Genomic DNA, 13741 nt, shown 5'->3' on the forward strand with positions numbered 1-13741 from the left:
CGCTCATTAATCCATTCTGCAATAATATGTCTTGCGCCTTCTAAAGCGTCTTCAACCGAATTAACATCGCCTTTTACGTATTTAAACGCTATGGAATCCACATCGTTTGCATTCTGGCTCATGATAATTTTTGCCAGCGGCTCTAATCCGCTTTGTCTTGCCTTTTCAGCTTTGGTTTTTCTACTCTTTTTGAAAGGCAAGTATATATCTTCAAGTGTTGTTAAATCTTGAGTAGCTTCAATTTTTAGCTTTAATTCAGGCGTTAACACCTCCTGTTCTTCTAAAGCTTTTAAAATGGCAATTTTTCGTTTTTCTAAGGCTTCAAATTGCTCTTTAAATTTTACAATGTCACCAATTTGAACCTCATCTAAATTCCCGGTACGCTCTTTTCTGTATCGCGATATGAAGGGAATTGTGCAATCCTCATTAAGTAATTCAACCGTGTTTTTAATTGAAACTTCTGGAAGTTGGGTGTGGTTTTTAATATATTTTAATAATGGACTCATGCAGTATGTTTAAATAGAAAATCTCGTCTTCAAAGAAACATTGAAAACGAGATTTTTACAAATATTTAGCTATTTTAATTTTGAGCCTGAGTTTTGGCGTCTTCAATCATTTTCTCATTTGGTAAAATGGCAATATTTACACGCCTATTTTTGGCGCGTCCTTCAGCAGTCGCATTATCATGCAAAGGTTGCGATTCACCAAACCAGTTATTGCTTAACCTTCCTTGGCTTATCCCGTTTTGCGATAAATAATTGGTTACTGAAGTTGCTCTATTTTTAGAAAGTGTCATATTTAAATCTTCTGCACCAACACTATCCGTATGTCCAACTACCAATATATTAGTATCTGGATATTCTTTAAAAACACCTAATAGTTTATCTAAATTTTGTTTCGATTTAGTATTAATACTGAATTTATTAGTTTCAAAATATACGCCACTACCTTCATCAAAGGTTACAACAATGCCTTCATCAACACGCTCTACTTGAGCTCCTGGTATTTCAGTTTCTATTTTTTGAGCCTGTTTATCCATTTTGTTTCCAATAAGTATACCTGCTCCTCCACCAACTACACCTCCAATAACAGCACCTAATTCACCATTGCCGCCTTTACCAACATTATTACCAATTATGGCTCCTAAAATAGCACCTCCAGTAGCACCAATAACAGCACCTTTTTGTTTGTTATTTGCATTTTTAACCGATTTGCAACTAGACAAACTAACTGCTAGTATTAGAGTGAAAATTGTAAAAAATATTTTTTTATTTGTCTTTTTCATGAGTTTATTATTTTAAAATTTTTGTGAAATTCATAGTAATTATAAACGGATTTCCATCAACGGAAACCGTTTGTTGCCATTGCATATCCGTTTCAGATAATGCAGCCAATTTTAATCTAAACCCTTGATTAGTTTCCGACTTACTTTTTTCATTTGTAGGTTTTAACAAAAAGTCATAAAGCCCTGTTTCTGCATTCACTTCTTGAATGGTAAAAACAAAATTTCTGTCTCCTGATGGACAACTAGACTTGTTAATAGCATAAACACCCGTGTTGTTGTTTGGAATGAATTGCCAAGTACTGCCTTCAAAACAATCTTTAGAAGCATCGTTAAGTAAGGTGACATTATAATTTCCTGTTTTGTTATATGAAATAGCACTTAACGTCCAATCCCCTTTAATAACTTTTTTAGAAACCCTTACTGTTTTCGAAGTTCCGCAACTTAATAAACCAATTGCTAAAAATAATAGCATTACTCTTTTCATAATTTACATAATTTTATAATACAAAGGTGCAACAGGTTTGGTTGTTTTATGTTATAAAATTCTTAAATTTTATTACATGTTTTACATGTTTTAAATTTGAAGAGGCCTTTAATAATATTACCTGATCTTTAATATAATTTAGTAAAATCTTGAAAAGTAATGGACATTATGGGAATAGTGTTTTTAACTGTTTGTTCCGACAGTTTTGTGTTAGATATTATATAGGAAATTAGGTGTTTCATTCTAAATAAATTAATTAAAGCGAATGTAGTAAAAACTAAAAAGTTAATCCCAGAATACGCATGTTCATAATTCAATTTATTCCACACACAATTCGAATGAAAAATAAAAATTTTAATCGACCTTAAATTGTTGGTTTAAAAGAAGTTCATATACTTCTCTATATAAGAGAGTTATAAAAAATAAATTTCTAATAAAAGTTTTGAAAATAAAATAAATTGCTTATTATTGCAAATACAAAAAATCTTTTTTTTGTAAACCCCTCAATCTAATGAAATATATTGCTACCTGCTTATTATTACTATGTTTTAGTAATTTGTCTTTTTCACAAAATGACATTGAAAAAAACCCTCCTAAAGAGTCAACAGTCTTTAAATTCCATCCAAACCCTGCGCAGGATGACCTCTTTATTTTAGGGACTAACAAAATAAAAAGCATTGAGCTTTCCGACGTTTTTGGCAATAGAATTGCTCTGTATCAGTTTAATAAAAGCATTATCAAGCTTGATATTTCTGAATTTAAAAGCGGTATTTATTTAATTCAAGTTACGGATGAAAATAATAGGCATGAAATTAAAAAAGTATTTATTAAATAAGCCTTTTTAACTCACCTGCAACCCATTACCAACTTTGGTATCATCAGGATTTACAAACACCAATTTACCATCTGGAGTTTCAGTCATTAAAATCATGCCTTGACTTTCAACGCCACGTAAAGCTCTTGGAGCAAGGTTTACTAATACGGTTACCCGTTTTCCAATGACTTCTTCAGCTGTAAAACTTTCAGCAATTCCAGACACAATGGTTCTTGTATCAATACCAGTATCGACTTTAAGCTTTAAAAGCTTTTTAGTTTTTGGCATTTTTTCTGCTTCAAGAATGGTTCCAACACGGATATCAAGTTTCGTAAAATCTTCAAAAGTAATGGTCTCCTTTTCAGGTTCTACCTTCGCATTTGCAATGTCGTTGGCTTTTTTACTTGCTATTAGCTTATCAAGTTGAAATTGAATGGTTTCATCTTCAATTTTAGAGAATAACAATTCTGCTTCTCCTATTTTGTGTCCAGCTGGCAGTAATGCTTCTTTTGTTTTTATTTGGTTCCATTGAGTTGCTTCAACAAGCTTAGCACCACTTTTATTTTCATTTTTATTACTCTGTGTTAAATTGAGAATATTTTTCAATTTTTCAGAAGTAAAAGGTAAAAACGGCTCACTTAAGGCAGCCAAAGCACTAGCAATTTGAAGTGCCACATACATGATTGTTTTAGTACGTACTTCATCAACTTTAATCATTTTCCAGGGTTCAGCATCGGCTAAATATTTATTTCCTAGTCGCGCTAAATTCATGAGTTCCTGACCTGCTTCTCTAAATCGGTAGCGCTCAATAGAACTTGCAATAACATCAGGATAGGCTTTTATGGCTGCTAAGGTTTCTTCATCTACTTTATCAAATTCTGAAGGTTCTGGAACAACACCATCGTAATATTTGTTAGTTAAAACCACAACACGGTTTATAAAGTTTCCGAAAATAGCCACTAATTCGTTATTGTTTCTTGCTTGAAAATCTTTCCAAGTAAAATCGTTATCCTTAGTTTCTGGAGCATTTGCATTTAATGCATAACGCAAAACATCTTGCTGCCCTGGGAAATCCTTTAAATATTCTGGTAACCAAACCGCCCAATTTTTAGACGTTGATAATTTATTGCCTTCTAAATTTAAAAATTCGTTTGCAGGCACGTTATCAGGTAAAATATAACTGCCCTCCGCCTTTAACATAGCTGGAAAAATAATACAATGGAAAACGATATTATCCTTTCCTATAAAATGCACCAATTTGGTGTCTTTATCTTTCCAATAAGGTTCCCAATCTTTTCCTTCGCGTGCTGCCCATTCTTTGGTAGATGAAATATAGCCAATAGGCGCATCAAACCAAACGTAAAGTACTTTGCCTTCGCCACCTTCAGCTGGAACTGGGATTCCCCAATCCAAATCTCTAGTTACTGCTCTTGGACGTAAACCATCATCAATCCAAGATTTGCATTGCCCATAAACATTAGGTTTCCAATCCTTTTTATGCCCTTCTAAAATCCATTCTTTTAAAAATGCTTCGTGCTTATCTAAAGGTAAAAACCAATGTTTGGTTTCTTTTAAAGTTGGCACATTTCCTGTTATTGCCGATTTCGGATTTATTAAATCGGTTGCATTATGGCTGGTTCCGCAGTTTTCACATTGATCGCCATAACTTTCTTCGTTGCCACATTTTGGGCAAGTTCCTATTACAAATCGGTCTGCTAAAAACTGATTGGCTTCAGCGTCATATAACTGTTCTGAAGTTTCTTCAATAAACTCCCCTTTTTTATCTAAAGTTTTGAAAAACTCTGAAGCTGTTTCATGATGAATGGGTGCAGATGTACGCGAGTAATTATCATAGGTAATACCGAAATCTTCAAACGATTTTTTTATTATCGCATGGTATTTATCAACAATATCTTGAGGTGATACCCCTTCGTTTTTTGCTTTAATGGTAATGGGCACGCCATGTTCATCACTACCACCAATTAAAATAACGTCGTTTCCAGTTAAACGCAAATAACGCGCATAAATATCGGCTGGCACGTAAACGCCTGCTAAATGCCCAATATGAATGGGTCCGTTAGTATAAGGAAGTGCTGTGGTTATGGTGTATCTTTTCGGCATTATATTGTCTTTTTGAAGGCGTAAAAGTACGCAATTTGAGGTCTATTTAGAAAAAAAATGTACATTTACGATATGTCTAAAAAACTTCTCATTTTAAGCTTTATTTGTGTTGCTTTTTTATTTGGAATAAATAATGCATCAGCACAAAATTCGGCTAGTGAAAAACACAGCAATATTTTGAAACATCCTCCATATTTAAAAGCAGGCGATACCGTTGCCATTGTAGCACCATCTGGTATTTTAAAAAATAAAACTAACGAAATACAACAGGCTCAAGACCTTTTAAAACGTTGGGGTTTGCATTCTGTAATCGGAAAACATGTATTTAATGAAGCAGACCATTTTGCTGGATCCGACGATGAGCGTTGTGAAGATTTACAAAACGCGCTTGACGACCCAAAAATAAAGGCCATTTGGTGTGCCCGTGGTGGTTATGGAACGGTTAGGGTTTTGGATAAATTGAATTTTGAAAAATTTAATGCAAACCCAAAATGGGTAATTGGATATTCAGATATTACGGCGCTTCATAACCAAATACACAATGAAGGCGTGGAAAGTTTACATGCCATTATGTGCGTGAGTTTAACAAAAGATGAGTCGGAAATTGAGGCCAGTATTTCTTCCTTTAAAAATTCCATTTTTGGAATTCCATTAAACTATACTTTAGAAGGATCAATATACAATAAAACAGGAACAGCCTCTGGGCAGTTGATTGGAGGGAATTTAACCATGCTTCATACCATGTTAGGCTCGAAAACCAGTATTGATGTTTCTGGAAAAATTTTATTTATTGAAGAAATTGGTGAATACAAGTATCATATAGATCGCATGCTGCAAAGTCTTAAACGTGCTGGATATTTCGATAACTGTAAAGGTGTTATTGTTGGCGATATGAGTAAAATGAGAACTAATACTACACTTTGGGGAACAACTATTGAGCAACTTATTTTGGATGCTTTGTCCGAATACAAATTCCCAATTGCTTTTAACATGCCTGCAGGTCATGAATCAGATAATCGGGCTTTAATTTTGGGCAGAACCATTAATTTAGCCGTTAATAAAAAACAGTCTACTCTTATTTTTTATTAAAAATCTTACAAGCGTATGCGAATTACACTAGCAGACCTGTAATCTTCCGCTTTCTAATTTCGACCAAATCCAAATAAAATGCAATATTTTCGACAAAATGCATAATATTTAGGTTGAAATGCATTTTTTTCTTGATTTTAATTATATTTGTCAGGTAAGATTTCCTAATGTTAAGGTGTCTTTTTTTAAAATCCTCTAAATTTTAAACCTACAATATGAAAAAAATTACTCTTTCTTTGGTATTAATTTTTGCATTTAATTTAGGATTTAGTCAAACTAAATTAGCTAAATTAACTTTTGAAACTGACCCTTCAGATACCGATCCTGCAATAACTGATATTTCATATACAACAAATTTATCTTTTTTAGCTACTAGTTTACCAGTTCCTTCTGGTGAATACTCAGATGGCGACGGTGATTATTTTACCAGAACATATAATGGAGATGTGGCTGGATCTCAAATAAATTCTACTTACACTTATACCAAACCTGTTGATTTAGGAGACTATTTTTTTGCTGCTGGTGATATTGATGATGGTGGACTTTATTCGATTCCTGTAAAAATAGATTTAGATCAAATTGATATTCAATACTATGAAAACTTAGAAATAAGAGTGTATTTAGCTAGTATTACTGGTGAACTTAATGGAGGTGGAAATCTACGGTCTTGGGATAATAGTTTAACTAACCCTAGCTCAGGAAACGATTATGTTCATTTTAATAGCTCTATTGACTCTGGTGCTTATAATAACTTATTATGGGTAGAATCTACAGCCTCTATAGGGTCCTTAAATGGAGAACCTGCAATAGACCATGGCTTTGATGGAAGGGGTGATGCTGGGGCTGCCAATGCTGTTGACACCACTTTTAAACAATTTACTGCTGCCATATCAGGGACAGGAAGTACATTAGATATAGAAATTGAATTCTTCCTTAATAATTTTGCCGAAGATATTGCCATTGATAACATTGAAATATGGGGAGACCTTGTAAGAACACCTTGTACAGGATCATATACAGAATGGGATGGTTCTGCTTGGGATAATGGCGCACCAAACATTAGAACACGTGTGAGAATTCAAGCTGGGCAAACGTATTCAACAGACATAAATGGAGGTAGTTTTTCTGCTTGTAAAATTGATGTTGAAGGAACGCTTGACATTACAGATGGTTATTATGTTGAAGTTGAAAACGAGGTTGTAATAGATGCTGGAGCTACACTATTAGTTCAAAATAATGGCGCGTTTGTTCTTAATAATGATAGCGGATCGTATACTAATAACGGCACTTGTATTGTTAGAAAAAACACTCATTCATTAAATAATTGGTATGATTATACCTATTGGAGCTCGCCAGTAAGTGGCATTACAATTGGTACAAGTCCATTAGCGGATTCTTATAGGCGCTATTGGCATAATGCCAATAACTATTTAGATGTATTGGCTGAAGTTCCTGGAAACACAGATACCTTCATTGCTGGTAGTGATAATATTGATGATAATGGAAATGATTGGCAAGTTGCAACTAATACCACAGTTATAACCCCAGGGGTTGGGTATGTTGCATCTCATAATCCTACTGGGTTTATTTCTGGATTATCCTATTCTTATGATTTTGTTGGAGATCTTAATAATGGCGTTATAACAGCACCTATTGTTTATGATGCCTCAAACACAGGAGGCCATTGGAATCTTATTGGAAACCCATACCCAAGTGCATTGGATTTTGATGCTTTTGTAACAAACAACCCAGGTGTAGTTGATGGCGCGGCATACTTATGGTCTCATGCTACTGCACTATCGGCTACAACAAACGGAAATGAAGATTTCAATTTTTCGCAAAGCGACTACATTATAATAAATACTGGTAGTGGTAGTGTTAATAACAGCCCAGGTAGCTTGTTAGAATATATTCCTTCAGGACAAAGTTTCTTTATTGCCGGGTTATCAAATGCTAATGTTACTTTTAATAATTCAATGCGAATTAAAAACCCAGATAGTAATACCCAATTTTTCAAAAATTCTAATTCAAAAGGTAAAAAAACAAGTCAAGAAAATAAAATCTGGTTGAATTTAACTTCAGATGTTGGTGTATTTAATCAAGTTTTAATTGCCTATGTAGAAGGCGCAACCGACAGTTATGATGGGATGTCTTATGATGCGCCAAGAAATGCAAACAAAGGTGTAGCATCAATTATATACACACTTATAGATGATATTAATGACAAAAAATTTGCAATACAAGGTAAAGGGGTAAACAGTCTTAATGAAGATGAAATAATACCCTTAGGCTTCTTTACTTCTACGGATTCCGCTGCATTGTATGAACTCTCTATAGATCATTTTCAAGGAGATTTCTTTTCAGAAAAAACCACATTCTTAAAAGATAAATTTCTAAATAAAATACATAATTTATCAGATAGCAACTACGTCTTTACTTCTGAGGTAGGTGAATACAATAATCGATTTGAAATTGCATTTAAATCAAGTTTATTATCAACTGATAACATCGATTTAACGGGTATAAATTTAAAAATTATTTCTTTAGACAATCATCTTGTTAACTTTAAAATAACCACAAATGATGTAACCATAAAAGACATAGCTATTTATGATTTATTAGGAAGGAACCTTTACAATTTTTATGGTCATAGTAATTCTGAAACTTACTCACTTAATAATTTAAAAAATACTGCTTATATAGCTAAAGTAAAACTTTCTAATGATGTTATTATCACCAAAAAAATCATGAAAAAATTGTAAATAAACGATACCACAAAATAAGCCAATTTCTTTTTATTAAATCTGAAAAATAATATCCCTATGGGTGACAAAAAGGCTTTACAAACGCAAAAAATTATCAAAATAAACATTTAATATAATACGAACCCTTAATCAAAAACAAATGCTTAAAATTACTACCTCAATAAAAAAATTATGGCTAATTGCACTCAACTCATTAGTCGTGTTTATATTAACTACTACATCAATAGGTGCCCAAAATCCTTATCAGGTAATTCGATTAAACAACGGAGATCCTATAATTGAACCATCCATGTTTAGCAACGCTACTGATGGAGATAACATTAATGGACCATCATTAATTCGTGTTCCAGATTGGATACCTACCATTGAACGCGCGCACTCAACGGCACAATATTACTTATATTTTGCAGACCATATTGGCGACTATATTAGAATGGCATGGGCAGCAAATATAGAAGGCCCATATACATTATATGATGATTCTGTTTCAGTTGGCGATAGAGGTGTTTTAGATAATAATGAAAGCGATATTATATTAGCTAATAATATAGTAATTCAAGAAAACCACTTAGCTTCACCTGATGTGATTGTAGATGATGTTAACCAACGTATCATTATGTACTTTCATTCCGGATCTTCATTTTTTGTAAATGGAACGGAAGTAAATAAACAAGTTTCGTGGGTATCCACATCCCCTTATGGATTAGAGTTTTATAACGGTATTGAACCTATACACTTTGGAAAATCGTATTTCCGTGTTTTTGAATATGACAACGAACTCTATTCTCTTGAAAATCAAGCAAAATTTAGTAAAGCATTAGATTACAATGATCCATGGGGAGCTCCAGTAGGTCATAATTATGAAGATGAATTATGGGAAACTCTAGCTGGGAATCAATTTCAAGACGATATTAATTTATCGCTTTCAGAAATAAGAGTTAGGCACACAGCCGCTCATGTTGAAGGAGACGAATTAATGGTATTCTATTCTAGACGAGGAGAGTTACAAGAACGTATCATGCTATCTACCATAGATTTAAGTGTTGGCGATTGGTCTCTTTGGGACCCTACCTATCCTCCAATAGAAATACTAACACCAAACCCAGGATGGGAAGGTGGCCAAAATACATTAGCCGCTTCACAATCTGGAGATGAAGTAAATGTGAGTCAACTACGTGATCCAGATATATTTAAAGATGCTGACGGACAATATTATGTAGTGTATTCAGGTAATGGAGAAGGTGGACTTGGGATTGCCAAATTATACCCAACTCCAACTTTTAATACAACATTAACCACTACAGCTGATGCTCACATTAAAGGAGGTTCTAGTAGTCCTTTTGGGGGTAATAATAATTTAACTGCATCCTCAGGTGCAACCTCAGGTGACCAAAGAACCATTTATATGAGGTTTGACTTAACTGCGGCAACTGGTATAGAAGATGCTGTGGTTAGAATATATGCAAATGAAACTCAGGCTGGCACATCAATACTTGATTCAGGTAGCCCAATAACTGTTTATGAAACAACAAATGGCTGGGACGAAGCTACAATAGTTGACAGTAACGCGCCGGCACTTGGAAATGTCATCACAACAACATACCTAACCGATGCTAATCAATACTATGAGTGGAACATATCTGAATATGCAAAGGCTAATGAAGGTAATGAAATAACCGTAGCTTTTAAGATTGCACCTTCAAACAGTTTAAGTAATAAGTTTAATAGTCGTGAAAATGTAGCTGGAAACCCAGGACAGTTATTGTTAAAAACAAGCTCAACATTATCAGCAGAGGGTACCGATCTATTACCATCTAATATGGCATTAAAAACCTATCCAAATCCATTTACAGATAGTTTTATTGTAGAAATACCAAATCGTGATGGACAAAGTGCCGTTTCGGTTAAATTAATCAACTTGTTGGGTAAAACTATATTTTCAAAAGAAATATCTTCTCAATCAGAAATTGAATTCAAAGATATCTCCTTAGCTTCAGGAATGTATATGTTGAATGTATCTTATACTGATGGAAAAAGTATTTTGAAAAAAGTAATTAAGGCTGATAATTAAACAAACTAAAGTTTTCAAAGACCATTCTTAATAAATTAAGAACGTATAAAACCTCAGATTTAAAATAATCTGAGGTTTTTTTATACCTTAATTTTAAATTTTATACCCTTATTTAATTAAATCGCCTACATTACCAATGATTCTTTCATCGAATAAATATACTCTACGTGGACTACGAGGTATATTAAACGATTAATATGGGGTAATCAACCATTAAATTTAAGATTAATTAATATATACCCTAATCTTGCTATATAATTATTTAATCTAAAAACCCCTAACAAATGAAAAAATTACAATTACTATTCGTAGCCATGATGCTTTTAATTTCAATTGATGTTAAAGCTGACGATACAATTAACTCTAATTTAGATTTAGACAACCCAGATGTTCGTAAATGTTTGGTAGAAGCTACACAAAGTGAAGGCTGGAAATTAGCAGCATTATATTTTAATGCTGATGAGAAATTAGTTATGATTTTTGAAAAAGATAATAACTCGAAAACTTATATAAGCAAATAATTATTTTTTAATCCAAAATAATATAAACCAGCTTTTCATTATTGTTTAGCTGGTTTTTTTTGTTCCTATTTTGGAAGTTACACTCCAAACTGATTTAAATGGTGGTCTAAATGTTTATAAAACATATTATTCCATTCTTGTTTGGTTAAGGTCCCCAAAGAATGTGATTCCATTCCATCAAAATGATTTTCGCCTAATTGCTGTGCTTTCTTCAAATAGTCTGTTAATCTCGCTTTTTCCTCTACAAAGTTTTTTGCGTTTGAAATTATAAATTGGGGAGCGGTTTTGCTATTTTTTTTATAAGGCTTCTCACTTACAATCGTGTTTTTTATAAATAGCTTCAGCATGAATTTTGTGAATCCGTTTGGTTTTGGGTGCTTATCTTCAAAAGTCATTTCGTAAGTCACGTTGCAATGCGCTAGCATTTGATCGGCACTCATTTTCCCCCAAAGCGGTTTAGTTGTAGGCGATAGATTATTAATTCTGTCAATTACAATTTCAGTTTCTTTAGCATCGAAGATATTTTTCATGGCTTTTAAGTTAGTTGGTTAAAAAATATATTGCAATTTATAAATTTTATTTAAAACCCACGCTCCTTTTGTATTTGCTCATAAGCAGCTTGTACTTGTCTAAACTTTTCTTCAGCACCTTTTTGGTGTTCTTTTCCTAAATGAATTACTTTATCTGGGTGGTACTTTTTAGCCATTTTTCGGTAGGCTTTTTTAATTTCGTCTACGCTGGCACTTTTAGTTATTTCTAATACTTTATAGGCATTATCGCTACTGTTATAAAACATAGCTTTAATACTTTCATAATCTCTTGAGCTTATACCTAAATAGCCTGCAATGGTGTAAATTTGCTTAACCTCCGCTTCAGTTACGTTGCCATCGGCTTTTGCAATTCCAAATAAAAAGTGCATGAGTTGTAACCTTGATGCGTGATCCATCATTTGGCGAATTTGCAAACACACAGGTCGTAACGAAACATTTTGCTTGCTAATATTTTTAAACAATTTAAACGCATTGTTTGCACGTTCTTTACCATACATGTTTAAAAACTGCTGCCGCACAAAATCTAATTCACTTTGTTCTTGCTTTCCATCGGCCTTAATAACTACCGAGGCTAAAACGAGCAAACTGACTTCAAAATCGCCCGATTGGGTTTGTGGACGTTGTCTTGTTTGAGTTCTGTAAGTTGTTCTACCTTTATTTGTTGATTGTCTTTCGCCTAAAAGTGGGCCGCCTTTACCATCTGCCATGGCATCAATAACGCTCCCTAATGCTAAACCAATTATTGCCCCAATGGGACCCCCAAACGACCAGCCTATTGAGGCGCCTATCCATTTTGAAAAACTCATGTAATTTTTTTATTTTTAATACGACCAAATATAACATTGTTAGTCGAATATTTGATTGTTTTGTTACATTTCTAACGTGTTAAGGATAGTAGCGGCATCCTTTTTGCGAGATATCAAACCTATATTTTCCTTTTATAGGAAAGGCTTATTAATTGAAAAATCTCGAAACAAGTTCGGGGCTGCTTCGCAGAAAGATATAGCGGATAGCCTGACCTTATAACGCCATAAGCGTTTTAAGGGAACACCCAAATAATTATAACATCATTTTTGATTAACTTTGCACAAATATTAACTTTCAAATAAAAAATTTTAAAAATATGTACCCAGCAGAATTAGTGAAACCAATGCGCGAGGATTTAACCAAAGTTGGTTTTGAAGAATTACATACTGCAGAGGCTGTTGACGCGGCTTTAGCAAAAGAAGGAACAACCTTAGTAGTTGTAAATTCGGTTTGTGGTTGTGCGGCGGCAAATGCTCGTCCGGGCGCTAGAATGAGTTTACAAAACGCAAAAAAACCAGACCATATTGTTACGGTTTTTGCAGGTGTTGATAGAGAAGCTGTTGATGCGGCTCGTGGACACATGGTGCCGTTTCCTCCAAGCTCGCCAAGTATGGCATTATTTAAAGATGGTGAATTGGTGCACATGTTAGAGCGTCATCATATTGAAGGGCGTCCTGCAGAACTTATTGCAGAAAACCTAGTTGATGCTTTTAATGAGCATTGCTAAGATTAAAAAACAGTTTAAACTAAACCACGATTAATTCGTGGTTTTTTTATGCTTTTACGCAACCTTTTCTATTAAATAAATTGGACCTGATGAAAAACACTTCACTTAAAGCTTTCTTATTCTTAATTTGTTTGTGTTTATTGGCCTTTAATTGTGAAGATGAAATTACTCAAGAAGATGAAAGTGCCGAATTAAATACTTTAAGATTAGACATTGAAGCTTTAGCTATTACATCTATTTGTAATGAAGAAACCGAATGTAAATACTTGCCTTTTGGCAGTAAACCTTGTGGTGGTCCAGCTGGTTATTTAATTTATTCAACCTCTATTGATACTGAAAAAATTGAAATGCTAGTTTTAAATTACAAACAAAAAAGTGATGAATTCAATACAAAATGGGGGCTTATGTCAGATTGTAGTATTGTTAATCCGCCAACATCTATTATTTGTGAAAATAATGCTTGTGTTGCTGTGTACTAAAATTTATACCAAATTAATTAGTAGTTG

At 33.6% G+C, this 13741-nt stretch carries 13 protein-coding genes; 7 read left to right on the forward strand and 6 right to left on the reverse strand.

The annotated features are described in order from the left end of the window. From WBN21_RS14745 to WBN21_RS14755, 3 genes are all read right to left on the reverse strand, one after another. The coding region (locus tag WBN21_RS14745; RefSeq protein ID WP_424201591.1) for a Tex-like N-terminal domain-containing protein at positions 1-506 on the reverse strand (506 nt) is incomplete at its 3' end. Positions 507-580: 74 nt separating this feature from the next. Next, on the reverse strand, positions 581-1285 hold the full coding sequence (locus tag WBN21_RS14750; protein WP_424201593.1) for an OmpA family protein: 705 nt from the start codon (positions 1283-1285) through the stop codon (positions 581-583). A gap of 7 nt (positions 1286-1292) precedes the next feature. Beyond that, positions 1293-1769, reverse strand: a complete 477-nt coding sequence (locus WBN21_RS14755) for a lipocalin family protein (protein WP_424201595.1) — start codon at positions 1767-1769, stop codon at positions 1293-1295. A 511-nt stretch (positions 1770-2280) separates the two neighbouring features. Here WBN21_RS14755 and WBN21_RS14760 point away from each other — a divergent pair. Further along, positions 2281-2604, forward strand: coding sequence for a T9SS type A sorting domain-containing protein (locus tag WBN21_RS14760; protein ID WP_424201597.1), 324 nt, complete (start codon positions 2281-2283; stop codon positions 2602-2604). Between the two features lie 6 nt (positions 2605-2610). Here WBN21_RS14760 and metG read toward each other — a convergent pair whose 3' ends face one another. Continuing rightward, a complete protein-coding gene (gene metG / locus WBN21_RS14765) occupies positions 2611-4704 on the reverse strand; it encodes a methionine--tRNA ligase (RefSeq protein WP_424201599.1) in 2094 nt (697 codons plus the stop codon). A gap of 72 nt (positions 4705-4776) precedes the next feature. On the opposite strand from metG, the gene WBN21_RS14770 reads away from it, so the two are divergent. The 4 genes from WBN21_RS14770 (at position 4777) to WBN21_RS14785 (ending at position 11150) form a co-directional block, all read left to right on the forward strand. Then, complete coding sequence (locus tag WBN21_RS14770; RefSeq protein WP_424201601.1) at positions 4777-5793, forward strand: S66 peptidase family protein; 1017 nt, start codon at positions 4777-4779, stop codon at positions 5791-5793. A 215-nt stretch (positions 5794-6008) separates the two neighbouring features. Next, the gene (locus tag WBN21_RS14775) at positions 6009-8555 is read left to right on the forward strand and encodes a T9SS type A sorting domain-containing protein (RefSeq protein ID WP_424201603.1); all 2547 of its coding nucleotides are present in this window, start codon (positions 6009-6011) and stop codon (positions 8553-8555) included. 142 nt (positions 8556-8697) lie between these two features. Then, positions 8698-10629 carry a DUF7594 domain-containing protein gene (locus WBN21_RS14780; RefSeq protein ID WP_424201605.1) on the forward strand — a complete coding sequence of 644 codons (1932 nt, stop codon included), beginning with the start codon at positions 8698-8700 and terminating at the stop codon, positions 10627-10629. Positions 10630-10913: 284 nt separating this feature from the next. Next, positions 10914-11150: a hypothetical protein gene (locus WBN21_RS14785; protein WP_424201607.1), complete on the forward strand. Its 237-nt coding sequence runs from the start codon at positions 10914-10916 to the stop codon at positions 11148-11150. Positions 11151-11227: 77 nt separating this feature from the next. Here the strand turns inward: WBN21_RS14785 and WBN21_RS14790 are convergent, their stop codons facing one another. Both WBN21_RS14790 and WBN21_RS14795 read right to left on the reverse strand, forming a co-directional pair. Beyond that, positions 11228-11680, reverse strand: a complete 453-nt coding sequence (locus WBN21_RS14790) for a DUF1569 domain-containing protein (RefSeq protein ID WP_424201609.1) — start codon at positions 11678-11680, stop codon at positions 11228-11230. A 50-nt stretch (positions 11681-11730) separates the two neighbouring features. Next, positions 11731-12507, reverse strand: a complete 777-nt coding sequence (locus WBN21_RS14795) for a TerB family tellurite resistance protein (RefSeq protein ID WP_424201611.1) — start codon at positions 12505-12507, stop codon at positions 11731-11733. Positions 12508-12824: 317 nt separating this feature from the next. Here WBN21_RS14795 and WBN21_RS14800 point away from each other — a divergent pair, with 317 nt between their 5' ends. Together WBN21_RS14800 and WBN21_RS14805 are read left to right on the forward strand one after the other, a co-directional pair. Next, on the forward strand, positions 12825-13235 hold the full coding sequence (locus WBN21_RS14800) for a BrxA/BrxB family bacilliredoxin (RefSeq protein WP_424201613.1): 411 nt from the start codon (positions 12825-12827) through the stop codon (positions 13233-13235). A gap of 89 nt (positions 13236-13324) precedes the next feature. Continuing rightward, complete coding sequence (locus tag WBN21_RS14805) at positions 13325-13714, forward strand: hypothetical protein (RefSeq protein ID WP_424201615.1); 390 nt, start codon at positions 13325-13327, stop codon at positions 13712-13714. Positions 13715-13741: the final 27 nt, after the last annotated feature.

It is taken from the genome of Algibacter sp., assembly GCF_049667265.1.
GTDB lineage: Bacteria > Bacteroidota > Bacteroidia > Flavobacteriales > Flavobacteriaceae > Algibacter_B.